This window comes from Lysobacter sp. 2RAF19 (assembly GCF_052115395.1).
GTDB lineage: Bacteria > Pseudomonadota > Gammaproteobacteria > Xanthomonadales > Xanthomonadaceae > Noviluteimonas.
The window spans coordinates 868896-894685 of sequence record NZ_JBFRGO010000002.1 but is presented as its reverse complement, the minus strand read 5'-3'; the positions used below and the strand labels follow the sequence as shown (position 1 = coordinate 894685).

Below are 25790 nucleotides of genomic sequence, written 5' to 3'. Positions count from 1 at the left end.
TTCGCCCTGGCCGACCTTCCCCCGATGGCCGGCCGCGCGTTCAGGTGGCCAATCCCGGCAAGGGAAGTGGGGGCACCTCCGGCGCATCCCCGGACGCCACCGACAGGGCCAGCCCTTCGACCACTTCGCGCGCCTGCGCCCAGTCGGTCTCCAGCACGCAGACCTGCACCAATCCGAAGATCCCGAGTTCCCCGAGCCCGCCGAGCAGCGCTTCCCCGCGCACGAACACGTGCATGCCCGCCGCTTCCAGTGCGTGGCGCACCAGATGGGCGTCGATCACGTGCGCTGCTTCGTACACGACCCGCATACGCGGTCACCCCCGGTTGGAGAACTGTGTCGCAACTTTCATGCCATTCAACGCAAACCGGTGCCTGGACAGGCCGTCGGCTAAACTCGCTGCCCGTCACATTACGCCTGGCTCGCCGGGCCCGCCTCCAGAACCCATCGTGTCCACAGCCCCCGCCCCCCCGGCCGCCGACGCCGCCGACGCCCCGCGCCCCACCGACTTCATCCGGCAGATCGTCCGCGAGGACCTGGCCACCGGCCGCCACGCGTCGATCAAGACCCGCTTCCCGCCGGAGCCCAACGGGTTCCTTCACATCGGACACGCGCGCGCCATCTGGACCGACTTCGGCATCGCCGCCGAATTCGGCGGCTGGTGCAACCTGCGCCTGGACGACACCAACCCGGTGAAGGAAGACCCGGTGTACGTGGAGGCCATCAAGGACGACGTGCGCTGGCTGGGCTTCGAATGGCACGACCTGCGCCACGCCTCGGATTACTTCGAGGTCCTCTACCTGGCCGGCGAGAAGCTGATCGCCCAGGGCGACGCCTTCGTCTGCGACCTCACCGCCGAGCAGGTGCGCGAATACCGCGGCTCGCTGACCGAGCCGGGCCGCAACTCCCCGTATCGCGACCGCAGCGTCGAGGAAAACCTCGACCTGTTCCGCCGCATGCGCGCCGGCGAATTCCCCGACGGCGCGCGCACGTTGCGCGCGAAGATCGACATGGCCGCCGGCAACATCAACCTGCGCGACCCGGCGCTGTATCGCATCAAGCACGCCGAACACCACCAGACCGGCAACACCTGGCCGATCTATCCGATGTACGACTACGCGCACTCGCTGAGCGACGCGGTCGAAGGCATCACGCATTCGCTGTGCACGCTCGAGTTCGAAGATCATCGCCCGCTGTACGACTGGTGCGTGGACAAGGTCGATCTCGCCCACCATCCCGAACTGGTCGCGCCGCTCACCGGCAAGGGCTTGCCCTTCGAAGCGAGCAAGCCGCGCCAGATCGAGTTCTCGCGCCTCAACCTCAATTACACCGTCATGAGCAAGCGCAAGCTCATGGCGCTGGTGCAGGACGGCCTGGTCGAGAGCTGGGACGACCCGCGCATGCCGAGCCTGCAGGGCATTCGCCGCCGCGGTTACACCGCTTCGGCGTTGAAGTTGTTCGTCTCGCGCCTGGGGCTGTCGAAGCAGAACTCGCTGATCGATTACTCGGTCCTCGAAAACACGCTGCGCGAAGACCTCGACGCGCATGCACCGCGCCGCATGGCGGTGCTCGGGCCGCTGAAGTTCGTGCTGACCAACCTGCCCGAAGGCCACGCCGAAACGCTGCGCTTCTCCAATCACCCGAAGGACGAAACGCAGGGCGAGCGCGAGATTCCGTTCTCGCGCGAGTTGTGGATCGAACAGGACGACTTCGCCGAAGTGCCGCCCAAGGGTTGGAAGCGCCTGGTGCCCGGCGGCGAAATCCGCCTGCGCGGCGCGGGCATCGCGCGCGTCGACGAGGTGATCAAGGACGCCGACGGCAACGTGGTCGAACTGCGCGGCTGGCTCGATCCCGAATCGCGCCCCGGCATGCCCGGCGCCGACCGCAAGGTGAAGGGCACGATCCACTGGGTGAGCGCGCAGCACGCGGTCGCGGCGGAAGTGCGCCTGTACGACCGGCTGTTCAGCGTGCCCGATCCCGACGACGACACCGACGGCAAGACCTACCGCGATCATCTGAATCCGGAATCGCGCACCGTCGTGCGCGCGTGGGTCGAACCGGCCGCCGCGCTCGCCGCACCGGAACAGAATTACCAGTTCGAACGCCTCGGCTACTTCGTGGCCGACCGCCGCGACCACCGCAGCGACGCGCCTGTGTTCAATCGCAGCGTCACGCTGCGCGACAACTGGGCGACGAAGGGATGAACGCGACGCGCCTGCTCATGCTGTGCACGTGCATGGCGCTCGCCGCCTGCGCGGCGCCGGCGGCGCAGGATCCTTCGCAACAGTTGCCGCCGCCGCAGCGCGTTGCGGACATGACGTGCAAGGTCGACGCCGATTGCAGCGCGAAGCCGCAATGCGTCGGCACGCAATGCCGCTGCGTACAGGACAAATGCATCGCCAAGCGTGAAGCGCTCGATCCGGTGATCGATCCCGCGCCAGCGACGTCGGTGCGCTGATGCTCTACGCACAGGTCCACCTCACGCTGCCGGCATGGGTGCACGACGCGGTCGACACCACCCGCACCTATGCGAGCGATGCCGACAAGGTCGCGCTGGCGATCGATCTGTCGGCGCGCAATGTCGAAGCGCGCACCGGCGGCCCGTTCGGCGCGGCGGTGTTCGGGCCCGACGATCGCATCATCGCCGTCGGCGTGAATCGCGTGGAGCCGCACGCCTGCTCGGTCGCGCACGCCGAAATCATGGCGTACATGCTCGCGCAACAACGCATGCAACGCATGCGCCTGAACGAATCGGCGCCCGGCGAAGGCGCCGGCCCCATCGTGCTCGCGACCTCCGCGCAGCCGTGTTGCCAGTGTTACGGCGCGACCTTCTGGGCCGGCATCGATGCCTTGCTGATCGGCGCGCGTTCGGAAGATGTCATGCGCCTGACCGAATTCGACGAAGGCCCCCTGCCCCAGGACTGGGTCGGCGAGCTCGAACGCCGTGGCATCGCCGTCACCCGCGACCTGCACCGCGACGCGGCGTGCGACGTGTTGCGCCGCTACGGCGCGTCCGGCGGCGCGTTCTACTGAGCGTGGAAGCCGAGCGCGCCAACGGACTGCTGTGCTATTGCCGCCCCGGCTTCGAACCGGAGCTGGCCGCCGAGCTCGGCGAACGCGCGGCACAGGCCGGCGATGCCGGTTGGGCGCGCGCCGAACGCAACACCGGCTTCGTGCAATTCTTCAGCACGCAGGGACACGCACTCGCGCAGGCACTGCCCTTGCGCGACATCATCTTCGCGCGGCAGAAGCTGCGCCTGCTCGCGGATCTGCGCGGGCTCGACGCCAAGGACCGCATCACGCCGATCGTGGCGGCCCTGTTCGAACGCGCGGCCTTCGGCGATCTGATCGTCGAACATCCCGATTCTGATGAAGCGCGCCAACTCGCCGGGCTCGCGCGCAGTTTCGGCAATGCCTTGCGGCCTGCCTTGCGCAAGGCGGGCTTGTTGACGGCGCAGGCCGACGCCGCCTTGCCGAGCTTGCATGTGTGCTTCCTTACCGGCGACCACGTGTTGCTCGCCAGCGGCCATCCGCGCGATGCGTCGCCGTGGCCCCTGGGCATCCCGCGTTTGCGCACGTTGCAGGATGCGCCGTCGCGCTCGGCCTCGAAACTCGACGAAGCCTTCCTCGTGCTGCTCGAACCCGACGAACGCGCGCGTTGGTTGCAGTCGGGCATGCGCGCGGCCGATCTCGGCGCCGCGCCCGGTGGCTGGACCTGGGTGCTTACGCGACATGGCGTGCGCGTCACCGCGATCGACAACGGCCCGCTGCGCCAGCACGTGCTCGACAGCGGCCTGGTCGAGCACCTGCGCGCCGACGGCTTCCAATGGCAACCGCCCAAACCGCTCGACTGGATGGTGTGCGACATGGTCGAGTCGCCCAAGCGCGTCGCCGCGCGCATGGCGCAATGGTTCCGCGAAGGCTGGTGCAAGCACGCGGTGTTCAACCTGAAATTACCGATGAAGAAGCGCTGGGACGAAACACGCGAGTGCCTGGCCTTGTTCGAACAGCAGAGCCAGCGTCCGATGCGCATCCGCGCCAAACAGCTCTATCACGACCGCGAAGAGATCACGGTCTTCGCGATGGCGCGCGGCAGCTGAACGGCGGCAATGGGCGGTCGCGTGAATTGACGGACGTTTGATCCCCGCGCTCCTACGGTCGCGCAGTCCACCGCAGGGAGTGCTCGCAATGACCCGCAAGACCCCGTTGTTCCTTGGTTTGCTCGCGGCGCTGGCGATCGCGCCGGCCTTCGCGCAAACCGCGCCCACGCCGACACCGACCGATCCGCAGACGCAGCCGATGCCACCGATGGCGCCGATGCCGCCGACGGACCAACCACCCGCGCCGCCGGCCGCGCCGATGCCGCCACCGCCGGGCGCCCCTGCGCCGCCCGAAGCGCCGGTGCCGCCTCCGCCGCCTCCGCCTCCTGCTCCGCCGGGCGCACCGATGCCGCCGACGCCACCGCCTCCGCCGCCGGGCGCGCCGGTTGCCGTGCATGAGCACGCGCCCGATTCGATCTCCTCCAACTACAAGGTCGATTGGAGCGCGCTGGACAAGAACGGCGACGGCAGCGTCAGCCGTGCTGAAGTCCGTGCGAGCGGCAACGATGATTTGATGCGCGAATTCCACGTGGTCGACAGCAACCACAACGGACGCCTGTCCAAGGACGAAATGAAGGGCTGGTTGCAGTAAGCAATCGTTGCAACCCAGGAACGGAAACGCCGGCAGATCGCCGGCGTTTGCGTTGGTTCAAACCCCCGCGGCGTGCCGCCACAGGGCATGCGCCAGTGGCGGCATCTTCCCGGCCAGCCCCAGCAAGGGGCCGCGCAACAGCGTGCTGGCCATGTCGTCGTTCGAAAACAGGGCGTTGATCGCGCTGAAGGCGTGCGCGTTGGTGGCGTTCTCGCTGCGGCGCGCGCGTGCCCAGCGCGCGATGCGATGCGGCGCGGTCCAATCGGTGCGTCGCGTGTTGGCGTCTTCGATCGATTGCGCCAGGGCGGACACGTCGCGCAAGCCCAGGTTCACGCCCTGCCCGGCCAGCGGATGCACGACGTGCGCGGCGTCGCCGAGCAGCAACACACGGCCCTTCGCGTAGTCGTTCGCCAGTTGCCGGCGCAGCGGGAAGGCCGCGCGCGTGGAATGCAACGTCAGCGCGCCGAGGCGATGTTCGAAGGCGTTGGTGAGTTCGACGCCGAAGGCGTCGGCGTCCAGCGCGAGCAGGCGTTGCGCTTGCGCGTCGGGCACGGTCCACACGATCGAACTCAAGTGCTCGCCATGCTCACCGGGCATGCACGGCAACAACGCGAGCGGGCCGCCCGGCAGGAAGCGTTGCCATGCGGTGTCTTCGTGTGGCCGCTCGCTGGCGACGTACGCGACGATGCCTTTCTGTGCGTAGTCGTGGAGATCGGTTTCGAACCCGGCCATCGCGCGCACGGCCGATTCCGCGCCATCGGCGGCGAGCACCACTCGCGCATCGAGCGTCACGCCATCGTCCAGGCGCACGCGCACGCCTTCGTCGTGTGCTTCGATCGCTTCGGCGCGCGTCGACGCATGCACGCGCACGCCGGCGCCGGGCAATGCGTTCCACAGTCGGTCGACGAGGAGATTGTGTTCGACGATCCAACCCAGTTCGGCGCGCGCGAGCGTGTCCGCGTCGAATGCGAATTCGCCGCCGCCCGCCGCGTCCCACACGCGCATGCGGCGATAGGGTTGGAGGCGCGCTTCGCGCACGCTGCGCCACACGCCGATGCGATCGAGTAGCGCGGCGTTGTCGGGTGCGAAGGCATAGACGCGCAGGTCGCGTTTGGAAGGCGACCACGCGGCGGGGACATGCGCTTCGAGCAGCGCGACCTCGAGCCCCTGCTTCGCCAGCGCAAGCGCGGCGGCGCAACCGACGACGCCGCCGCCGACGATCACCGCATCCAGGCGTCCGCGACGGCTCATGCCTCGCCCCTGCACAGGCGCGGCACGTCGCCGCGATAGCCCAGTGCGCCACCGACCAGTTGCGCACGCAGCGCGGGCAGATGCTGCACGGCGCCGAAGCCGAGGCTGCGCAGCGGGCGTATCGCTTTGCCGTCGTTCGCGGTCAGGCGCGCGAGGCCGCCGGAGAATTGCAGCGTGCGTTCGCGATCGTCCGCGCGACGACGCGCGTGTTCGGCGAGCAGTGCCGGATCGCCCGTGTCGCCGCCGGCTTCGATCAATTCGGCGAGCGTCAGCGCATCGCGAAGGCCCAGGTTGAAGCCCTGCGCGCCGATCGGATGCAGCGTCTGCGCCGCATTGCCGACCATCGCCGCGCGCTGCGCGGTCAACGCGCGTGCGACGACCTGCACGATCGGATACGCGCTGCGCGGGCCGCTCGACAGCAAGCGGCCGACGCGCCAACCGAACGCGGTTTGCAGGCGCTCGAGCCAGGCCGATTCGGGAAGCGCCGCAACGGCGTCGGCCTCGTCGCGCGAGACGCCGTGCACGACGCCGAAATGTCCGTCGCCGCGTGGCAGCAGCGCCGTCGGGCCGTTCGCACCGAAGCGTTCGTAGGCGGTCCCATCGGGCGCACGTTCGGCGCGGATGCGCGCGACGAACAGGGTCTGCTGGAAATCGTGTTCGTCGGCGCCGATGTCCAATGCGTCGCGCACGCCGGAGCGCGTGCCGTCGGCACCGACGAGCAGCTGCGCTTCGATGGCGTGCGCGTTGCCGTCGGCATCGCGAAGTTGCAGGACGCGCGCGCCTTCGCCCATCGACGTGCCTTCGAAGCGCATCGGACGAAAACGCGTCACGTGCGTGCAGGCATTCAGGGCGTCTTCGAGCGCCAGGCCGAAGTCGCGCGCGACGACGACCTGGCCGAAGGCCTCGCGGCCGTGTTCGGCGGCATCGAGCACCACGCGGCCGAAATCGCCGGCGCGGCTGACATGGATGCGGCGGATCAGCCCCACCGGTGCGCGCAGGCGCTGCAGCACGCCCAGCGCGCGCAGGCCGTGGACGGTCGCCTCGGCAAAGCTCAGGTTGCGTTCGTCGAACACCGCCGGCGGTGCGCCGGGCGGCGCGGCCTCCACCAGCGCCACGCTGCGGCCGATGCGGTCCAGCGCGATGGCAAGGCTTGCGCCCACGAGCCCTCCGCCGACGATCGCCACATCGAAACGGGGGGTGGGCATGGCGGTGGGAGGTCCGTGGGGGCGGGTGGGGTATGCTAACGGTCCATCCGCTCCATCGCCCGTCAACGCATGAATCGCGAGCCTTCGTCTTCCGCCGCCATCGCGCCCGGTCCCATCGCCCTGGCCGGCCTGATCCTGATCGCCGCGCTGACGCGCCTTTTGCCGCATCCGCCGAACTTCTCGCCGGTCGAGGCCATCGCCCTGTTCGGCGGTGCCTACTTCGCCGCGCGCAAGTGGGCGCTGCTGGTGCCGCTGGCGGGCATGTTCGTGTCCGACCTGGTGCTCGCGCAGCGGATGGGCGGCTCGTATGCCGAGTATTTCTCCACGCCGAGCTTCTGGATCGTCTACGCGTGCATCGCGCTGACCACGCTGATGGGCTTCGGCTTGCGCGGCAAAGTGAGCGGCGCGCGCGTGCTGGGCTATTCGCTGGCCGGCTCGGTGCTGTTCTTCCTGGTGAGCAACTTCGGCGTGTGGCTCACCGCGCAGATGGTGCCCGGCTACCCGGCGTGCACGACGGGGATCGTCCCCTGCTACGTGCAGGCGCTGCCCTTCTTCCAGTGGACCGTGCTCGGCACGTTGTTCTACTCGGCGCTGCTGTTCGGCGGGTTCGCGCTGTTGCGCCGCCACGTGCCGGCGCTGCGCGCGCAGACGGTCTGATCGCCCAGCCGACACGCGTCGATGGGCAATCGCCTCAGCAAGATCTACACCAAGACCGGCGACGACGGTACGACCGGTCTCGGCGACGGCACGCGCGTTGCGAAGGATTCGGCGCGCGTGGCGGCCTACGGCACCGTCGATGAAGCCAACTCCGCGATCGGCCTGCTGCTCGCCGCGCCCATGCCGGCGCCGCAGGGCGAGGCCATCGTCGCACTGCTGACGACCGTGCAGCACCAGTTGTTCGACCTCGGCGGCGAGCTGTGCATCCCGGGGCATGCGGCGATCCAGGAAAGCGACATCGATGCGCTCGAACAGCACCTGGATGCCTTCAACGATCCGCTTCCGCCGCTGAAGGATTTCATCCTGCCCGGCGGCGGCGAGGCCGCGGCGCGTTGCCATCTCGCGCGCACCATCGTGCGCCGCGCCGAGCGCGAAACCGTCACGCTCGCGCGCCACGACGCCGTGCGTGGCGAAGCGATCCGTTACCTCAATCGCCTGTCCGACCTGCTGTTCGTGCTCGCGCGCGTATTGGCGCGCGACTCGGGGCACGGCGAAGTGCTGTGGAAACACGAGCGCCGCAAGTGATGCAGGCCTGGACCCACCCGGCGTGCCTGGCGCACGACACCGGCCCGGGCCACGCCGAACGCCCCGAACGCCTGCGCGCCGTGCTCGATGCGCTGCACGCCGCGTTCCCCGCGCTGGAGTGGCACGAAGCGCCGCGCGCCACGCGCGGCCAGTTGCTGCGCGTGCACACGCCGGAATTGGTTGCCACCGTGCTCGATACGCAACCCAAGGCGCGCGTGCACCTGGATGCCGACACCGTGCTCTCGCCCGCGTCGGCCGAAGCTGCGTTGCGCGCGGCCGGCGCCGCCATCGCCGCGACCGATGCGGTGTTGCACGGTGACGCCACGCGCGCGTTTTGCGCCGTCCGTCCGCCCGGCCACCACGCGACGGGCGACGTGGCCATGGGCTTCTGTCTGTTCAACAGCGCCGCGGTGGCCGCCGCGCACGCCATCGAACACGGCAAGCTGGAGCGCGTGGCGATCATCGATTTCGACGTGCACCACGGCAACGGCACGCAGGCGATCTTCGAACACGACCCGCGCGTGCTTTACCTGAGTTCGCATCAGTCGCCGCTGTACCCGGACACGGGCTACCTCGAAGAACGCGGCGACGGGAACATCTTCAACGCGCCGCTGCCCCCCGGTTCGGGCGGCGAAGGCTTCCGCGCGGCATGGCGCGAGCGCCTGTTGCCAGCGCTGGAGGATTTCCGGCCGCAACTGCTGATCGTCTCCGCGGGCTTCGATGCCCACTGGCGCGACCCGCTCGCGCAACTGCAATTGCAGGCCGACGATTACGCCTGGCTCACCGGGCAGCTGACGGCCATCGCCGGCCGCCACGCGGGCGGCCGGGTGGTGTCGTTGCTCGAGGGGGGATACGACCTGCAGGCGCTCGCCGAATGCAGCGTCGCGCACGTGGCGGCGCTGTCGGGCCTGCAGCCTGCGGCCTAGCCGCCGCCCACTTCGGCGACGGGGTGGAAGTCCAGCGCGGCCGAATTGATGCAGTAGCGCAGGCCGGTCGGCTTCGGGCCGTCGGGGAAGACGTGGCCCAGGTGCGAATCGCAGCTCGCGCAGCGCACTTCGACGCGACGCATGCCGTGTCCTTCGTCGACATGCTCGGTCACCGCGCTGGGCGAGACCGGTTCGAAGTAGCTGGGCCAGCCACTGCCCGAGTCGTACTTGGCGTCGGACAGGAACAACGGGGTGCCGCAGGCCACGCACGTGTAGACGCCGTCGGCCTTGTGGTCCCAGTACTTGCCGGTGAAGGCGCGTTCGGTGCCCGAACAGCGGCACACGGCGTACTGCTCCGGCGTGAGTTGCTCGCGCCACTGCGCGTCGCTCCGGGTCTGCGCATTGGTCGGCCGGGCGGTCTTGTCCATCTTATGGGCTCCTCGCAAGGGGGCGGCCGCGCAGAGTTTGGCGTCTGCGCGGTCGCGGGGTGTTCAGGGGAAGTGAAACGGTGCGGAGGCTTTTCCTGCCTGCCCGGAGAGATACGCGCCGATGGCGCGAATGGATGCGTGCATTGCCCGTTCCGGGGCCATGCGTCATCCTGCCCGCCGACTCAACGCAACGACCGGGATGTCCGTGCGCTCCAGCCTCCGTCCGTCCACCCTCGCCCTGTGCATCGGCCTTTCGCTCACCGCGCAGGCCCGGGCCCAGTCGATGGAGGACATGCCGCTCGATTTTTCGCTTTGCCCCGTGCGCGATGCGATCGCGCCGTTCGACGACGTGCCCGCCACCGGCATCAACATCGGCACGCGCGCCACGGCGCCGACCCGGGTGGAGGGCGACACGCTCTCGGGCACCACGGTCGCGCCCCAGTTCGAAGGCAACGTCGCGTTGCGCCGCGGCGACCAGTTCCTCGGCGCCGACCGCCTGAAGTACGACACCGACACCGAGCGCTACATCGCCGAAGGCAACATCCGCTACCAGGACACCGCGATGCGCCTCACCGCGCAGCGCGCCGAAGGCAACCAGGCCACCGACGAACACAAGATCGAGGACCTGAAGTACCAGTTGGTCTCGCGCCGCGGCAACGGCGAGTCCTCGGAGATCGACCTGCACGGACAGCAGGCCGTCCTGCACGACTCCACGTATTCGACCTGCGACCCCCGCGACCGCCACTGGGAACTGCGCGCCAAGCGCATCGACGTGGATTCGGCCGAGGGCTTCGCCACCGCGCACAACGCGATCCTGCACGTGGGCAAGGTGCCGGTGCTGTACGTGCCGTGGTTCATGTTCCCGATCGACGATCGCCGCCGCACCGGCCTGTTGTTCCCGTCGCTGGCCAACTCCGACCGCAACGGCCTGGACTACAAGCAGCCGATCTACATCAACCTGGCGCCCAACTACGACATGACGTTGTACCCGCGGATCATGACCGCGCGCGGGTCGATGCTCGGCGCCGAGTTCCGCTACCTGCACGAAGACGGCATGGCGACGATCTCCGGCGCCTACATGCCCAACGACAAGCTGCGCGAAGACGAGCCGGGCTTCGGTTCCCGCGGGTATTTCGCGGCCAACGGCTACCGCAACCTGTCGCGGAACTGGCAGACGCGCGTCAACATCATGCACATCAGCGATCCGCGCTATTTCGAGGATTTCAACAACTCGATCCAGGGCATCGCCGCATACAACGCGCACAGCGACGTCGGCCTGTACGGCCGCGGCCGCAACTGGACCGCCGGCCTGATGGCCGACACCTACCAGCTCGCCGACTACACGCTGAGCGAATCCAGCCTGCCCTTCGATCGCCTGCCGCGCGCCTACGCGTCCTACCAGTGGCGCGACACGATCTTCGACATCGGCGTCGACGCCGAGGCCGTGCGCTTCGAAAAGGATGCGGCCTTCATCTCGCAGCCGGCCCGGCCGGGCGTGCCGCGCCAATTCGGTTCGGGCGGCGGCTCGCGCCTGGACATCAAGCCCTACATCTCGCTGCCGCTGGAAGGCGCGGCCTGGTTCTTCAAGCCCACGCTCGCGTGGCGCTACACGGCCTACCAGGTCGACGAGGACTACGCGCGCGCCACGCGCGTGGCGCAATCGCCGACGCGCAGCGTGCCGATCGGCAGCGTCGACGCGGGCCTGTACTTCGACCGCGCGACCACCCTGGACGGCAAGTCCTACCTGCAGACCCTCGAGCCGCGCCTGTTCTACTTGAACGCGCCCTACCGCAACCAGGACGACCTGCCGGTCTTCGACACCGGCGCGCTCACCTTCAGCTGGGGCCAGTTGTTCCGCGACAACCGTTACTCCGGCGCCGACCGCCAGGCCGACGCGAACCAGCTCACCCTGGCGCTCACCACACGCTTGCTGCGCGAGTCCGACGGCAAGGAGCGCTTGTCGGCCAGCCTGGGCCAGATCAAGTATTTCGACGACTCGCGCGTCGTGCTGCCGCGCGAGCTGCCGATCGAGAAGGGCCGCTCGGCGTGGGTGGCCGACGTGGGCTGGGCGCCGAGCGACCGCTGGAACCTCGGCGCGTCGTACCAATGGAACCCGAAGGAGCGCCAGAAGGACCTGTTGAGCGTCCGCGGCCGCTACATGCTGCCCGACGACGGCATCGTCAACCTGTCCTACCGCTTCCGCCGCGACGTCTCCGAACAGGCCGACTTCTCCTTCCTCTACCCGATCAACCCCACCTGGAGCGTGGTCGGGCGCCATTACTACTCCATCGCCGACCACAAGCCGCTGGAACAGATCCTCGGCGTGCAGTGGGACAGCTGTTGCATCGCCGTTCGGTTGGTGGGGCGCCGCTACGTGCACAATCGCGAAGGCGATCTCAGCCGGGGCATCCTGCTGGAGATCGAACTGAAAGGCCTCGGTTCGGCCGGTCAGGACACACGTAAAACGCTGCGCCGGGCCATCCTTGGCTACAATCGCGGCGATCTGTACCTGGTCCCGCCGGAAACCGCCGTGGGCCAGCCCCCTGAGGACCCGGATCCCACGCCATGACCCTATCGTTCCGTTCCGCCGGCCGCCGTCTGGCCGGTGTCTTCGCCGTCGCCCTCGCGCTGGCGCCTCTTGCCTACGCGCAATCGCTGGTGCCCATCGACCGCCCGGTCGCGATCGTCGAGGAAGACGTCGTGCTGCGCAGCGAGCTGGACCACGCGGTGGCCAACATCAAGAACCAGTACGCCGACCACCCCGACCAGCTGCCGCCGCAGGATGTGCTGGAGCGCCAGGTCCTCGAGCGCCTGATCCTCAACAAGCTGCAGACCAAGCGCGCGCTGGATTCGGGCATGAAGGTGAGCGACCAGGACGTCGACGCCGCGCTGGGCCGCATCGCCGAAGGCAACAGCCTCACCGTCGACCAGCTGCGCGCGCAAGTGACGCAGGGGCAGACGTGGGAGGAGTTCCGCCGCTCGGTCCGCGACGAAATCATGATCCAGCAGCTGCGCCAGAGCTTCGCGCAGGGCCGCGTGTCGGTCAGCGAAGCCGAAGTCGACGCCGCCGTCGCCGCGCAGGCCAACAACCAGCAGTACCACCTCGCCAACCTGCTCGTGGCCATCCCCGATGGCGCGACCGCCGAGCAGATTGCGACGGGGCAGAAGAAGATCGAAGGCATCAAGGCGCTCATCGACAAGGGCGAGATGGATTTCGCGGCGGCCTCGGTGCGCTATTCCGATGCGCCCAACGCGCTGGAAGGCGGCGACCTGGGCTGGCGCGGGCTGGATGAAATCCCGCCGACCTTCGCCAACGTCATCCGCACGATGCAGGCCGGCCAGGTCATCGGCCCGATCCGCGGCCCGAGCGGCTTCCAGTTGGTGAAGCTGGTCGAGCAGCGCGACGCGGCCGCCGCGGCCGAGCCGGTCACCGAATTCCATGCGCGCCACATCCTCGCGATGATCGACGACAAGCATCCCGAATCGGCCGCACGCCAGAAGATCGAAACGCTCGCCGCGCGCCTGGCCGGCGGCGCGGACTTCCAAGCGCTCGCCAAGAGCGATTCCGAAGACGCGCTGACCAAGGCCGAAGGCGGCGACCTGGGCTGGTTCGCGGCTGATCGCTATGGCCCGACGTTCGGCAGCCAGCTCGCGGCGCTCGAGGATGGCGGCGTGTCCAAGCCGTTCCGCACCGATGCCGGTTACCACATCGTGCAGCGCATCGGCACGCGCCAGGGCACGAACAACAAGAGCCAGCGTGCGCAGATGCGCGAAGCGATCGGCCGCCGCAAGCTCGAGGACGAATACAACCGCTTCCTCCGCGAAATGCGCGGCGAAGCCTTCGTCGAACTGCGCCTGTCCCCGACGGCAACCGGCGAGCAGCCGGCGGCCGGCGCTGCGCCCGCTGCGGCTCCGGTCGAAGCGACGCCCGCCCCGACCACGCCGGCGATCCCGCCCGCCAACGGCGGCTGACGTGGCGCTGCCGCGGCTGGCGCTGGTGCCGGGCGAACCGGCCGGCATCGGCCCCGAGCTCTGCGTGCGCGTCGCGCAGGAGCCGCGGACGGATTGCACGCTCGCGGTCTTCGCAGATCCGGCCGCCTTGCAGGCGGCCGCCGATGCACTCGATCTCCCGCTGCGCGTGCTCGCCCCGGGCGCGCACGCAGAACACGCCGGCGACATCGTCGTCCATCCCGTTCCCAACAAGGCGCCCGCCGCCTTCGGCCAGCCCGATCCGCGCAACGCGCGTGCCGTGATCCAAGCGCTGCACCTGGGCGCGCAGCATTGCCTGGACGGCAGCCTCGACGGCCTGGTCACCGGGCCGGTGCACAAGGCCACGATCAACGCCGGCGGCATTCCCTACACCGGCACGACCGAACTGCTCGCGCAGCAAGCCGGCTGCGACGTGGTGATGATGTTGGCGAACGACACGGTGCGTGTCGCGCTCGCCACCACGCACCTGCCGCTGCGTGCGGTCTCCGACGCGATCTCGCGCGATGGCCTGGAACGCACGCTGCGCACGCTGCACCGCGCGCTGCGCCGCGACTTCGGCATCGAACATCCACGCATCGCCGTGCTCGGCCTGAATCCGCACGCGGGCGAAGACGGGCACCTGGGCCGCGAAGAAATCGACACGATCGCGCCGGTCCTGCACGCCTTGCGCGCGCAGGGCATGGTGCTCGACGGCCCGCTGCCCGCCGATACCGCCTTTCTTCCCGCCAGGCTGCGCGAGTGCGACGCCGTGCTGGCGATGTACCACGACCAGGGATTGCCGGTGCTGAAATTCAGTGGCTTCGAAAACGCCGTCAACCTCACCCTCGGCCTGCCGTATCCGCGCGTCGCCGTCGATCACGGCACGGCGCTGGAACTTGCGGGGCGCGGCGTGGCCGACCCCTCGAGCCTGCTGGCCGCGGTCGAAACCTGCGCACGCCTGGCGCGTGCGAAGGCACGGGCATGAGCGAGAAGCCGACCTTCCAGCGCGAAGCGAAGAAACACCTCGGGCAGCACTTCCTGCATGAGAAAGGGATCATTTCGAAGATCGTGCAGGCCGTGGATCCCAAGCCCGGCGATCGCCTCGTCGAAATCGGCCCGGGCCAGGGCGCGATCACCTTCCCGCTGCTCGATCGCCACGGCACGCTGACCGTGATCGAATTCGACCGCGACCTGATCGCACCGCTGGCCGAAGCGGCGAAGCCGCATGGCGAACTGACCATCGTGCAGGGCGACGTGCTCACGGTGGATTTCACGGCGCTCGCGGGCGAATCCCGGATCCGTTTGGTCGGCAACCTGCCCTACAACCTCTCTTCGCCGATCCTCTTCCACGCGCTCGACCACGCCCCGGTCATCCGCGACATGCATTTCATGCTGCAGAAGGAAGTGGTCGACCGCATGGCCGCCGGACCCGGCAGCAAGGTCTACGGCCGCCTCAGCGTGATGCTGCAGGCTTACTGCCGCGTCACGCCGCTGTTCAAGGTGCCGCCGGGCGCGTTCAAACCGCCGCCGAAGGTGGACTCCGCCGTCGTGCGCATGGTGCCGCTGCCGCGTGAAGAGATCGCGGTGCGCGATCGCAAGCGCTTCGAACACGTGGTGCGCGCTGCTTTCGGCCAACGCCGCAAGACACTCCGCAACGCACTCAACGGCGTGGCCGATACGGCCATGATCGAAGCGGCGGGCCTGCGCCCGGATGCACGCGCCGAACAGGTGAACGTGCCCGGCTTCATCCGCCTGGCGAACCTGACTGCCGCCTAGCATTCAGCACCGCTCGGGCTAAACTGTCGGCATGACGAGCACCACCGATTACGCCTTCGACATCGATGTCGCCACCCGATTCCTCGACGAGGAATCCGCTCCCGACGAAGGCCGCTTCGTTTTCGCGTACACCATCCACATCCGCAATCGCGGCAAGGTGCCCGCGCGTCTGCTCGGTCGTCATTGGGTGATCACCGACGCGAACGGCAAGATCGAGGAAGTGACGGGCGAAGGCGTCGTGGGCGAACAACCCTGGCTGCGCCCCGGCGAAGATTTCGAATACACCTCCGGCGCGGTGCTGGAAACCAGCCTGGGCACGATGCGTGGAAGCTACGACATGCTCGCCGACGACGGGACGCGCTTCGCGGCGCCCATCCCCGCCTTCACGCTCACCACGCCGCGTACGCTGCACTGACGCGGGCGCACGGATGCGACGCCAATGACAACCTGGGCCATCGGCGACCTGCAGGGCTGCTACGACCCGCTGCAACGCCTGCTCGAGCGCATCAAGTTCGATCCGGCGGCCGATCGCCTGTGGTTCTGCGGCGACCTGGTCAACCGCGGCGGGCAATCGCTGGAAACGCTGCGTCTTGTGCATTCGCTGCGCGCGCAGAGCGTGGTGGTGCTCGGCAACCACGATCTGTCGCTGCTCGCCATCGGTGAGCGACGCCCGGACGAACAGCGCAAGGTCAACGCCGACCTGCAGCGCGTGTTGTTCGCCGACGATGCGCGCGAGCTGCTCGACTGGCTGCGCCTGCAGCCGCTGGTGCATGCCGATCGTCAACTCGGTTGGATGATGGTGCACGCCGGCCTTGCGCCCAAGTGGACGACGCAACTGGCGCAGAAGCACGCCGCCGAAATCGAGCAGAAACTGCGCGGCAACGATTTCCGCAAACTGCTCAAGAACATGTACGGCGATCGCCCCGCGTGGTCGCCGCGCCTGACCGGCATGGAGCGCGATCGCGCGATCATCAACGTGTTCACGCGCCTGCGCTATTGCTCGCCGCGCGGGCGCATCGCGTTCGAGGAAAAAGGCGCGCCGGGCACGCAGCAGCCGGGCCTGTACCCGTGGTACGAAGTGCCGGGGCGCGCCGATCGCGACCTGAAGATCGTGTGCGGCCACTGGTCGACGCTGGGCCTGTTCATCGGCCACGGCGTGCATGCGATCGATACCGGCGCGGTGTGGGGCGGCAAGCTCACCGCCTTGCAACTGGATACCGACGAACTGCGCCTGGCGCAGGTCGCGGGGCGCGACGTGCCGGCCTCACCGCCGAATGCGCGTCCGCCCTATCACAAGGACGACAAGGCGCGCTCGTAGTCGACGAATTCGAAGGCGAGCGCGTGCTTGTCGTCGATCGCATGCGATTCGCGCGATACCACGCGCCAGGCACCCGCATCGATCGGCGGAAAGAACGCATCGGCGCCTTCCACCACCGTGTCGACATGCGTCAGGTGCAGGTGCGTCGCCATCGGCAAGGCGAGCGCATACACCTCGCCCCCGCCGATCACGCAAACCTCGTCGGCGGTTTCCATCGCGGCCTGGATCGACGCCACCGCTTCCATCCCGTCGAAAGGCACGCGACCGCTGCGCGTGAGCACCAGGTTGCGCCGGCCCGGCAAGGCGCGGCCGATCGACTCGGCCGTCTTGCGCCCCATCAGCACGGGCTTGCCGAGGGTGAGCGCCTTGAAGCGCTTGAGGTCCGCGGGCAGGTGCCACGGCAGGGCGTTGCCCTTGCCGATCGCACGGTGGTCGTCGAGGGCGGCGATGAGCGAAAGGATCATGTGGCGGAGTATGCCGTCAGAACCGCATGCCTCAGAACGTCCGGCCGATCTCGAGGAACAACACGCCGTCGCCGCCTTCGCGCCAGCCATACCCGAAGAGCATCGGCCCGAACCACGAATCGAACCCCAGGTACGCGCTGGCGTTGAGGATGCCGTCGTTCCAGGCCATGTCCGAACGCTTTTCCCAGGCGTTGCCGTATTCGATCGTTCCGCCGACCAGCGCCGAGCGCCCGAACAACTCCGCCAACTGATACGTGTAGCCGACGAACACCAGGGCGTAGTCCTGCCCCGTGAGTTCGTTGGTGCGGAAGCCCGCGAGCTTGCCGCGCCCGCCCAGGCGATAGCGATCCTGGACCGGCAGTTCGCCATTGAGGGTCGCGTGGTATGACGCGCCGAACTGCATCGCGTTCCGGCCGCTCAGGGTCTTGGCCCCGATGACGTCGAAGTCGATCGAGTCGTAGTCGGTGTCGCTGCCCAGGCCTTCGCGCGCGACCGTGTACGACAGGTTCCCCCAGTAGCCCTTGCGCGGGAAATACAGGCTGTCGGCGCGATCCACGCTGACGAAGGCGTAGGCACGGCCGCTGTCGAAATCGAAATCCGGCGACGTCGGATCGCCCGTTTCCACTTTCGCGTGGCCGGTGCCGCGCTGGATGCCGACGCCCGCCGCGCCGTAGTTGCCGAACTCGCGGCCGAACTGGAAATCGGCGGCGAAGGTGCGCACGTCGTACTCGGCGATGTCGTTCCCTTCATCGTCGAAAACGTGGTAGTTCGGATTGAAGTAACCCACGCGCGTGTAGGTCATCCAGCGGTTCGACTTGCCGAAGGGATGGTAGTACTCGCCCGACAGGGACGGCTCGGTGCCCACCGTCGCGGTGACGCGCCCTTCGGCGCCGTTTTCGGACAGGGGCGTAACCAGGATCGCCGCACGCAGTGCCGTTTCGAACGTGCCCTTGAAATCGCTGCTCAGGGTGAAACCGAGTTGGATGTAGTTCGGCCCCTGCGGCTTCTGGCGGGCGTGCACGCGCAAGCCCGTCTTGCCGTCTTCGCGCACGACGTCGTACGTGATGCTCGCCAGCGTTCCCATGCTGTAGACGCGGATCAGCTTTTCTTCCATGCGCTGCGTGTCGAGCGGTTGTCCGACGTCGATGTCGAGCTGCGACAACAGGAATTCGTTGGAATACGGCGTCTCGTTGTCGAGCGCCACGAAGGCGATGACGGGGGGCGCACTCGCCGGCAGGGGACGGTGTTGCTGCCAGGCCAGGTACACATCGGGCGCGACCGACAGGCGCGCAAGCTGCGGACGCGCGGCGACGGCCGCGGCGTCGCCGATTTCCAGCGCGCGCGCCGCCTTTTCGAAGTCGCCGGTTTTCACGTCCGCGCCGAGCTTGGGCACGATCAGCACGTCGCCATCGCCCAGCGTGGCGAGCATGCGCTGCGTGTTGCCGACGGTGAGCATGCCGCTCATCTGCGAGACGACCTGCAACAGGCTGGCGTTGCGATTCAGCGTTTCCAGCGGCGTGCCCACGTCCACTGCGATGACGATGTCGGCGCCCATTGCGCGCACGACATCGATGGGCACCTGGTTGGCGACGCCGCCGTCGATCAGCACGGTGCCGTCGATCTGCATCGGCTGGAAAATGCCCGGCAAGGACATGCTCGCGCGCATCGCCATCGGCAGGCTGCCCGCGCCGAGCACGACCGGCTGGCCGGTGTTGAGGTCGGTGCCGACGGCGCGGAAGGGAATCGGGAGTTTGTCGAAGTCGTCGATCTCGCTCACGCCGAGCGTTTCGCGTTCGAACATCGACAGGATGCGCTCGCCCTGCAACAGGCCCGGCGAAACGCGCACGCGCCCGCCGCTGATGCCGACGCCGACGGTGGCCAGGCCATCGCGGTCGTCGTGCTTGCGGCGATACGAGCGTTCTTCGCGCGGGACGTTGTCGTCGAACAGTTGTTTCCAGTCCGTGGAGAGGATCAGCTTCTCCATGTCCTGCGTCGACCGGCCCGAGGCGTACAGCCCGCCGACCAGCGCGCCCATGCTGGTGCCGGCGATGCAGTCGACCGGGATGTGCAGTGCTTCGAGTTCCTTGAGGATGCTGATGTGCGCGACGCCGCGCGCGCCGCCGCCGCCGAGGGCCAGGCCGATGCGCGGACGTGTGTCGCCCGGGCCGCGCGTGCCGCACGAAGCTTTCGCAGGCATCGCCGAGGTCGCCACCGGTGCCGCCGGCTGCGCCGGCGTTTGCTGCGCGAAGACCGGGCTTGCGGTCATCGACGCCAACAGCACTGCGATCCATCCCTTGCGCAGCATATGCATCCGGCCTCCTCCGCCTGGTTCGGCGAGGTTTGGGCGGATGGTATCGCCCGGCCCGGTCGGCTTGTCGAGCGTACTTTTACTGGAACCGATACAGGCGTTGCCCCGACGGGCCGGGGTCAACTCACCGAATAGCCCTTGCCCGCCATGCACGCGCCCCAGGCGCTCCAGTACTTGGCGTGCGCATCGGACTGGGCCTGCTGCGATTGCTGCGTGCGCGCGGCCTGGTTGCGGCGCGCGGCACGACCGCCGGCGACCACGCCCGCCGTCGCACCGATCTTCGCACCGTCGGAGGAATCGCCGTTGTGCACTTCGCCGATCACTGCGCCGGCCGCGGCCCCACGCACGGCACCCCGGGCGCGTTCGCCCTGCGGGCCCGTGGCTGGCGGGGGCGCCGCGGCCGTCGCCGCGGGATCGATGCCGGTGTCCTGCTTGGCCCAGGTCGCGCAGGCCGCATCGTCCTGCGTCTTCTGCTCGGCCGTCTGCCCCTTGGAGGGATACGCGGACGGCTTCTGCGCCGAAGCGGGCAGCACGGCGAAGGCGAACAACACGACGGCGAAGGAAGTCAGCAATGTGCGCATGGGGAACTCCTCAGAAGCGGAAGGCGTAACCGATCACGGGGCCGTCGAGCGTCACGCTGAGCGTGTCGCCCGCATCCTCGAGGTCGACGTCGAGATAGCGGTAACCCAGGGCCCAGCTGCCATGGCGGGTGTGATATTGGCCGAGCACGCTCGCGTTCCAGGTGCCCTCGGTGTCGCCGAAGGAACCATCGCCGCGCAGGGTCAGCGACCAGCGGTCCGAGAACGCCCACGTGTAGCGTGCGCCCACCATCATGTCGTAGAAGGTTTCGCCCTTGCGGATCGAATGCGGCGCGAAGGCGGGATTGTCGGGCAGGAAAGTCACCGTGAAATCCAGGTCGATCACGCGCGCGCCGGCGAAGGCCTCGAAGCCGGTGAAGCGTGCGGGCCCGGGGCTCCACACGCCGGCGACTTCGATCAATCGCATGTCCAGGTCCGACTCGGTGCGCTGGAAACGCCGCTGCGTGTCGTCGGCGAGACCGAAGTAGGTGAGGTCGGCGAACGCGCCGAACGCATCGCCCTGCCCTTCGCCGCGCACCTCGAACACGCCGTCGAGGATGTCGACGACATCCGGGAAGGCGGTGTCGGTGCTGGCGTCGGTCGGCGGCGTATTCGTGCGCACGTCGGTGCCGATGCTGGCCGCCCAGGCGTAAGGCGCCACGACCCAATCCCACCCGCCGTCGGGCGTCGCCGCGCTGGCGGCGAAGGGCGACAAGCACAGCAAGAGGCCTGCAACACGTAAGCGCAACCGATTCATGCCGTGATTCCTGCTCTGATCGAGAGGGTCTGGTGGAAGAAGATTCTTTCGGACACGGTCGACGCGCGACATTGGCCCAAAGGGCAACGAGCGGCCGAATCCGGCGCAATGGAGCGCGAGATTTCGCGCTTGTACTTTTGGCGGCGCCTGCCCGATTCGTCACGCCTATGCTCGGCCCATGCCGACCCTGCGCCATCGTCTCCGCCGCCAGCTCGACGCCGGCCTCGCCACGCCGTTGCTCATCTGCGCGATGGGCGCGGCCCTGTGGTTCGTCTCGCAGCACTGGCACGAGCGCGCGTTCATGCTGCTGGGCATGGGCGCGATCGCCGTGCTGTCCATCCTCGACCTGCGACGCCGCCGCCGCAACGATGCGAACGAACGCACGCTGCAATCCATCCTCGACGCCGTGCCCGACATCCTGTTCTTCAAGGACACCACGCTGCGCTATCGCCGCGTGAACCGCGCCTTCGCCACGACCTTCGCGCGCGAGGTCGAATCCATCACCGGCCGCAACGACCGCGAGTTGTTCGGCAAGCGCCTGCACGACCGCTTCGTCATGCAGGACCGGCAGCTGTTGTCCTCCCGCCAGGCGCGCACCTTCGACGAGCGCATGCGCATCAACGGCGAATTGCGCGACGTGCGCGCGCGGAAGCAAGCGGTGTTCGATGCGCGGGGGCGCGCGATCGGCATCGTCGGCATCGCGATCGATCGCACCGAGGAGCGGCGCGTGCAGCAGCAACTCGCGCACGCCGTCGAACAGGCGCGCGCGGCGGCGGCGGCGAAGAGCCGTTTCCTGGCGATGATGAGCCACGAGATCCGCACGCCGATGAACGGCGTGCTCGGCATGATCGACCTGCTCGGCGATACCCCGCTGCAGCCGGCGCAACAACGCCTGCTCGACAGTTGCCGCGCCTCGTCGGTCGCGCTGCTCACCATCCTCGACGACATCCTGGACTTCTCGAAGATCGAGGCCGGCAAGCTGGAACTCGAACACGTGCCGGTGGCGCTGTGCCCGCTGATCGACGCGGTGTGCGCTTCGCTGGCGCCGCAGGCCAACGCGCGCAACGTGCACATCGGCGTGCACGTCGACGGCGACGTGCCGCCATGGGTCGTCGGGGATCCGGTGCGGCTGCGGCAAATCCTGCTCAACCTCGCGGGCAACGCGGTGAAGTTCACCGGGCAGGGGCGCGTGGACGTCGAGGCGCGCGTGGACAGCAGCGCGTTGCAACTGCGCGTGCGCGACACCGGCATCGGCATGACGGCCGAAGCGATGGCGCAGTTGTTCCGTCCCTTCGAACAGGCCGATGCGGCCACCACGCGCCGCTTCGGCGGAACGGGACTGGGCCTGAGCATCGTCAAGCGCCTGGCGGAATTGATGGGCGGCACGGTCGCCTGCGAGAGCACGCCCGGCGCCGGCAGTTGCTTCACGGTCACCCTGCCGCTCGTGGCCGCGGCCATGCCGGCAAACAATGCGTCGGAGGCCATGGCGGCCGTTCCACCGCGCGGCATGCGCGCGCTGCTGGCGGAAGATCATCCGGTCAATCGCGAAGTGATCGCCGGCCAACTCGCCAAGCTCGGCTGGGAATGCGACATGGCCGAAGACGGCGAAGCGGCGTGGGCGGTGTTGTCCGATGCGGCGCTGTCCGCACGCTATGCCGCGCTGATCACCGATTGCCACATGCCACGCCTGGATGGTTACGGCCTGGTCGAACGCGTCCGCGCGCAGGAAGCCTCGGGGCAGCGCGCGCGGCTTCCGATCCTCGCGCTCACGGCCAATGCGATGCAGGGCGAACGCGAGCGGTGCCTGGCCGCCGGCATGGATGCGTACCTGGCCAAGCCTTTCCAGGTCGACAAGCTGGCGGCGGCGCTGGCGACGCTGGTGGCGCCCGTCGAATGACTAGTCGTGCGTCACGTGGTTCAGGCGCGCGAATGCGATCAGCGCCGGCAAATTGTCCAGGGCCAGCTTGCGCATCAGCTTGTTGCGACAGGCGCTGACGCTCTTCGGCGTCAGGGCCAGGTCGAAGGCGATCTCGCCGTTGGTCCGGCCTTCGGCCAGGCCCTTCAGCACGCCGTACTCGCGATCGCTCAGGCTGCCGAGCAAGGTGTCGTCGTCCTGCACGCCCTGTCCGGCGCCGGCCGTGACCAGGGGGCGGAAGAAGCGCTTGCCGCGCGCGACCAGGTCGATGGCCAGGGAAAGATCGGCCAGCGAATCGGTCTTCGGCACGTAGCCGTCGGCGCCGGCGCGCAACGCACGCAGGCCGCCGGCGCGTTCCTCTTCGCCCGACAGCACCAGCACGCGTGCGGGCACGTGCTGCGCGCGCAGGCGCCGCAACACGGCGATGCCGCTGCCGGGGAGTTCGAGGTCCAGGATCAGCGTGACCGGATGCGTGGCCGTCGTATGCGCACGCACCGCCGCGAACGCCGTCGCCGCATCGGTGCACTCGGCGACGATGCGGAATCCGCCGGGCGGCAGCGCGTCGCGCACCGCGCGGAAGACGATGGGATGGTCGTCGGCAACGACAAGTCGATGCATGGCCGTCGGAAGCAGCGCGCGCGATCTTGCGCGCGGAGCCAGCGTGCCAGCGGCGCGGGATGCGGAACAACCGACAAGTGCGGCATCGCATAACCGCGGCGAAACGAAAACGGCGCGTACTCAGGCGGCGACTTCTGCGTCCGCTTCGATGTGGATGGCGATGCGCACCAGCTCGGCCACCGAATGCGCCTGCAGCTTGTGCATCATGTTGGCGCGATGCGCTTTCACCGTGCGCTCGCACGTGCACAGGGCCGCTGCGATCTGCTTGTTCAGGCGCCCCGCGGTGACCTGTTCGAACACCGCTCGTTCGCGCACGGTGAGCGTCAGGAAACGTTCCCGCATCGCGCGGCGGCGGCAATCCAGTTCCCGCTGCGCCTGGCTCCGTTCGACCGCCTTGCCGACCGCGACGAGCAACGCCTCGCGCTGGATCGGTTCGGCGACGAAATGCACGGTGCCGCGCTTGAGCGCGAGCACGCTCATCGGCAAGTCGCCGTAGGCCCCCATGAAGACGACCGGCAACGCGTCGTGGCGATACGCCAACGCCAGTTGCAGGTCGAAGCCATCCGGCCCCGGCATGCGCACGTCGAGCAGCACGCAGCCCGGCGCCGACGGCCACGCCGCAAGGAAGCCGCGCGCACTGGCATGGCATCGCACCGCGAAACCATCGGCCTCCAACATTCGCCGCAAGGTGTCGCGCACCGATGCGTCCTCGTCCACGACATGGACCAAACCTTCGTCCATCACCACCGCGTTGACGCCTTTTTCGAAATCCGCGAGCCCATTCATTGCCCTGTCTCCCTGCCGATTCGTCCCAGAGGTGACGACAGTTCCAAACTACGCGCGATTAGGTGGAAACAGCTATTGGGAAACTTCCCCGAATTCCCTGAGGTTTTCCCCGATGCACGTTTTTGCCGCCTTGCATGGACGCAAATCCGCCACGATGCTGGGCTCGCTGACCAGCACCGGAGTTCGCATGCCGCATCGCATCCTCGTCGTCGACGCGCATCCGCTCAATCGTCTCGTCGTTGCCGAACAACTGAGCACGCTCGGCCATGCGCCGCTGTGCGTGGACGATGCGGAACAAGCGCTCGCATTGCTCGACGCAGCGCGATTCGACCTCGTGCTCACCGCGTGCCGCATGCCGGGCACCGATGGCTTCTCGCTCGCGGTGCGCATCAACGACCTGGCGATCGCGCGCGGGGTCGATGCGTGTCCGATCGTCGGCTACAGCAACGACGCCGCGCTCGATACACCCCTGTCGATGCAGACCGGAATGCGCGCATGCCTGCCGATGCCGATTCCGCTGGCCACGCTCGACACGCTGCTCGGCACCTTGTTGCGCACGCACGGGCCGGAGCAGGCGCGTGCGCGCAACGTGGCGCAATGGGAGCTGTTCGTCGGCACCTCGCACCAGGACCTGCGCCAGGCGCGTACTTCCTTGCGCAACGGCAACCTCGCGCAATTGCGCGCGATGTTCCATCGCATCGGGGGCGCGGCGCTGATGCTCGGCGAGAACGATGTCGCGGCCGCGTGCGCACGCGGCGAAGCCGGATGCGAGGAGTGGAGCGCGTCGGCGCTGGAAGCGGCGCTCGACCTGGTCGAAGCCCAGCTGGATGCCGCCTCCGCGCTTCAGTGCGAACCGAGCAGGTAACCCAGTCCGATCTGCGAGAGGTAGTGCTTCAGGTCGGTCTTGGAATCCAGCTGCAATTTACGCAGCGCGTTGTACTTGTGCGCGGTGACCGTCTTGTAGCTGCGGTCGCTGTCGAGCGCGATCCCGTGCAGGTGGTGCCCGCTCGCGAGCGCGACGATGACGCCGCGCTCGCCCGGCGTCAGCAGATGCCAGGGATGTTTGCGCGCGACGTCCAGGTCGATGCGCGGGTCGACGAACACTTGCCCGCCGAGCACCACGCGGATCGCATCGAGCGCGACTTCCGGCCCGCTCGCCTTCGAGACGAAGGCGCGCGCGCCCGCGGACAAGGCCTGCTGCGCCAGCATCGGCTGGTTGGCGCCGGTGTAGGTCACCACGCGCAGGCCGGGCCGCAGCGCGACGACACGTTCGAGCAGCGGGATGCTGCCGACCGCGCCGGGCATGAACAGGTCGAGCACGAGCAACTCGCACGGCACGTCGCTGGCCAGGTGCGCGAGCAGCGCGTCGCTGTCGACGACGATGTCGACGCCCTGCAGCGTCGATGGAAACGCCACGCGCAACATTTCGCCGAGTGCGACGCAGATGATGGGATGGTCGTCTGCCACCAGAATGCGCATGTGCGAGCCCTGAAACCCCGGCGCCGGCGAGCATACGCCCGCCCGATGACGGGTCAAAGGCTCCCTTAAGGGCAAGGACGC

27 protein-coding genes are annotated in these 25790 nt (G+C 68.5%); 16 read left to right on the top strand and 11 right to left on the bottom strand.

The window, feature by feature from the left end; genetic code table 11:
* Positions 1-40 precede the first annotated feature (40 nt).
* Positions 41-307, bottom strand: a complete 267-nt coding sequence (locus AB4059_RS11075; protein WP_498978962.1) for a putative signal transducing protein — start codon at positions 305-307, stop codon at positions 41-43.
* A 139-nt stretch (positions 308-446) separates the two neighbouring features.
* Between AB4059_RS11075 and AB4059_RS11070 the strand changes: the two genes are divergently transcribed.
* The 5 genes from AB4059_RS11070 (at position 447) to AB4059_RS11050 (ending at position 4689) form a co-directional block, all read left to right on the top strand.
* A complete protein-coding gene (locus AB4059_RS11070; protein WP_498978960.1) occupies positions 447-2201 on the top strand; it encodes a glutamine--tRNA ligase/YqeY domain fusion protein in 1755 nt (584 codons plus the stop codon).
* Entirely contained in the window at positions 2198-2455 is a 258-nt protein-coding gene (locus AB4059_RS11065) for a hypothetical protein (RefSeq protein WP_498978959.1), read from the top strand. Before AB4059_RS11070 ends, AB4059_RS11065 begins: the two co-directional genes overlap by 4 nt.
* Positions 2455-3030 carry a nucleoside deaminase gene (locus tag AB4059_RS11060; protein WP_498978958.1) on the top strand — a complete coding sequence of 192 codons (576 nt, stop codon included), beginning with the start codon at positions 2455-2457 and terminating at the stop codon, positions 3028-3030. The genes AB4059_RS11065 and AB4059_RS11060 overlap by 1 nt, the downstream gene beginning before the upstream one ends.
* Before the next feature lie 2 nt (positions 3031-3032).
* Positions 3033-4097, top strand: a complete 1065-nt coding sequence (gene rlmM / locus AB4059_RS11055; RefSeq protein WP_498978956.1) for a 23S rRNA (cytidine(2498)-2'-O)-methyltransferase RlmM — start codon at positions 3033-3035, stop codon at positions 4095-4097.
* An 88-nt stretch (positions 4098-4185) separates the two neighbouring features.
* Positions 4186-4689, top strand: coding sequence for an EF-hand domain-containing protein (locus AB4059_RS11050; RefSeq protein WP_498978955.1), 504 nt, complete (start codon positions 4186-4188; stop codon positions 4687-4689).
* Positions 4690-4746: 57 nt separating this feature from the next.
* Here the strand turns inward: AB4059_RS11050 and AB4059_RS11045 are convergent, their stop codons facing one another.
* Both AB4059_RS11045 and ubiH read right to left on the bottom strand, forming a co-directional pair.
* Positions 4747-5940, bottom strand: coding sequence for an FAD-dependent oxidoreductase (locus AB4059_RS11045; protein WP_498978954.1), 1194 nt, complete (start codon positions 5938-5940; stop codon positions 4747-4749).
* A complete protein-coding gene (ubiH, locus tag AB4059_RS11040) occupies positions 5937-7145 on the bottom strand; it encodes a 2-octaprenyl-6-methoxyphenyl hydroxylase (RefSeq protein ID WP_498978953.1) in 1209 nt (402 codons plus the stop codon). Before ubiH ends, AB4059_RS11045 begins: the two co-directional genes overlap by 4 nt.
* 69 nt (positions 7146-7214) lie before the next feature.
* On the opposite strand from ubiH, the gene AB4059_RS11035 reads away from it, so the two are divergent.
* From AB4059_RS11035 to AB4059_RS11025, 3 genes are read left to right on the top strand one after another with little or no spacing between them, the layout of a single operon-like run.
* Entirely contained in the window at positions 7215-7802 is a 588-nt protein-coding gene (locus tag AB4059_RS11035; protein ID WP_498978952.1) for a DUF6580 family putative transport protein, read from the top strand.
* A 21-nt stretch (positions 7803-7823) separates the two neighbouring features.
* A complete protein-coding gene (locus AB4059_RS11030) occupies positions 7824-8387 on the top strand; it encodes a cob(I)yrinic acid a,c-diamide adenosyltransferase (protein ID WP_498978951.1) in 564 nt (187 codons plus the stop codon).
* Complete coding sequence (locus AB4059_RS11025; protein ID WP_498978950.1) at positions 8387-9313, top strand: histone deacetylase family protein; 927 nt, start codon at positions 8387-8389, stop codon at positions 9311-9313. Before AB4059_RS11030 ends, AB4059_RS11025 begins: the two co-directional genes overlap by 1 nt.
* On the opposite strand, the gene msrB is transcribed toward AB4059_RS11025, so the two are convergent.
* Complete coding sequence (msrB, locus tag AB4059_RS11020; RefSeq protein WP_498965073.1) at positions 9310-9741, bottom strand: peptide-methionine (R)-S-oxide reductase MsrB; 432 nt, start codon at positions 9739-9741, stop codon at positions 9310-9312. The genes AB4059_RS11025 and msrB overlap by 4 nt on opposite strands.
* A gap of 205 nt (positions 9742-9946) precedes the next feature.
* On the opposite strand from msrB, the gene lptD reads away from it, so the two are divergent.
* Genes lptD through AB4059_RS10990 form a run of 6 tightly spaced genes read left to right on the top strand, consistent with a single transcriptional unit; the run spans position 9947 to position 16804 of the window.
* Positions 9947-12310 carry an LPS-assembly protein LptD gene (gene lptD, locus AB4059_RS11015; protein ID WP_498978948.1) on the top strand — a complete coding sequence of 788 codons (2364 nt, stop codon included), beginning with the start codon at positions 9947-9949 and terminating at the stop codon, positions 12308-12310.
* On the top strand, positions 12307-13713 hold the full coding sequence (locus tag AB4059_RS11010; protein ID WP_498978946.1) for a peptidylprolyl isomerase: 1407 nt from the start codon (positions 12307-12309) through the stop codon (positions 13711-13713). The genes lptD and AB4059_RS11010 overlap by 4 nt, the downstream gene beginning before the upstream one ends.
* A gap of 1 nt (position 13714) precedes the next feature.
* Positions 13715-14695, top strand: coding sequence for a 4-hydroxythreonine-4-phosphate dehydrogenase PdxA (pdxA, locus tag AB4059_RS11005; RefSeq protein WP_498978945.1), 981 nt, complete (start codon positions 13715-13717; stop codon positions 14693-14695).
* Positions 14692-15486 (top strand): 16S rRNA (adenine(1518)-N(6)/adenine(1519)-N(6))-dimethyltransferase RsmA, encoded by a 795-nt coding sequence (gene rsmA / locus AB4059_RS11000; protein WP_498978943.1) that lies wholly within the window; start codon positions 14692-14694, stop codon positions 15484-15486. The genes pdxA and rsmA overlap by 4 nt, the downstream gene beginning before the upstream one ends.
* A 31-nt stretch (positions 15487-15517) precedes the next feature.
* The gene (gene apaG / locus AB4059_RS10995; protein ID WP_498963487.1) at positions 15518-15901 is read left to right on the top strand and encodes a Co2+/Mg2+ efflux facilitator ApaG/CorD; all 384 of its coding nucleotides are present in this window, start codon (positions 15518-15520) and stop codon (positions 15899-15901) included.
* Between the two features lie 24 nt (positions 15902-15925).
* Complete coding sequence (locus AB4059_RS10990) at positions 15926-16804, top strand: symmetrical bis(5'-nucleosyl)-tetraphosphatase (RefSeq protein WP_498978942.1); 879 nt, start codon at positions 15926-15928, stop codon at positions 16802-16804.
* On the opposite strand, the gene AB4059_RS10985 is transcribed toward AB4059_RS10990, so the two are convergent.
* The 4 genes from AB4059_RS10985 to AB4059_RS10970 all read right to left on the bottom strand — a co-directional run bounded on the left by AB4059_RS10985 (position 16777) and on the right by AB4059_RS10970 (position 20911).
* On the bottom strand, positions 16777-17268 hold the full coding sequence (locus tag AB4059_RS10985) for a dihydrofolate reductase (protein WP_498978940.1): 492 nt from the start codon (positions 17266-17268) through the stop codon (positions 16777-16779). The genes AB4059_RS10990 and AB4059_RS10985 overlap by 28 nt on opposite strands.
* A 31-nt stretch (positions 17269-17299) precedes the next feature.
* Positions 17300-19579: a patatin-like phospholipase family protein gene (locus AB4059_RS10980; RefSeq protein WP_498978939.1), complete on the bottom strand. Its 2280-nt coding sequence runs from the start codon at positions 19577-19579 to the stop codon at positions 17300-17302.
* A 116-nt stretch (positions 19580-19695) separates the two neighbouring features.
* Positions 19696-20157: a glycine zipper family protein gene (locus tag AB4059_RS10975; protein WP_498978937.1), complete on the bottom strand. Its 462-nt coding sequence runs from the start codon at positions 20155-20157 to the stop codon at positions 19696-19698.
* A 10-nt stretch (positions 20158-20167) separates the two neighbouring features.
* A complete protein-coding gene (locus AB4059_RS10970; RefSeq protein WP_498978936.1) occupies positions 20168-20911 on the bottom strand; it encodes a hypothetical protein in 744 nt (247 codons plus the stop codon).
* A 178-nt stretch (positions 20912-21089) separates the two neighbouring features.
* Here AB4059_RS10970 and AB4059_RS10965 point away from each other — a divergent pair, with 178 nt between their 5' ends.
* The gene (locus tag AB4059_RS10965; RefSeq protein WP_498978933.1) at positions 21090-22808 is read left to right on the top strand and encodes a PAS domain-containing sensor histidine kinase; all 1719 of its coding nucleotides are present in this window, start codon (positions 21090-21092) and stop codon (positions 22806-22808) included.
* Here AB4059_RS10965 and AB4059_RS10960 read toward each other — a convergent pair whose 3' ends face one another.
* Both AB4059_RS10960 and AB4059_RS10955 read right to left on the bottom strand, forming a co-directional pair.
* Positions 22809-23444 carry a response regulator gene (locus AB4059_RS10960; protein WP_498978931.1) on the bottom strand — a complete coding sequence of 212 codons (636 nt, stop codon included), beginning with the start codon at positions 23442-23444 and terminating at the stop codon, positions 22809-22811.
* 120 nt (positions 23445-23564) lie between these two features.
* On the bottom strand, positions 23565-24230 hold the full coding sequence (locus AB4059_RS10955) for a response regulator transcription factor (RefSeq protein WP_498978929.1): 666 nt from the start codon (positions 24228-24230) through the stop codon (positions 23565-23567).
* A gap of 112 nt (positions 24231-24342) precedes the next feature.
* On the opposite strand from AB4059_RS10955, the gene AB4059_RS10950 reads away from it, so the two are divergent.
* Complete coding sequence (locus AB4059_RS10950; protein ID WP_498978927.1) at positions 24343-25095, top strand: Hpt domain-containing response regulator; 753 nt, start codon at positions 24343-24345, stop codon at positions 25093-25095.
* On the opposite strand, the gene AB4059_RS10945 is transcribed toward AB4059_RS10950, so the two are convergent.
* Positions 25074-25709, bottom strand: a complete 636-nt coding sequence (locus tag AB4059_RS10945) for a response regulator (RefSeq protein WP_498978925.1) — start codon at positions 25707-25709, stop codon at positions 25074-25076. The two genes, AB4059_RS10950 and AB4059_RS10945, sit on opposite strands and share 22 nt — an antisense overlap.
* Between the last annotated feature and the right edge of the window lie 81 nt (positions 25710-25790).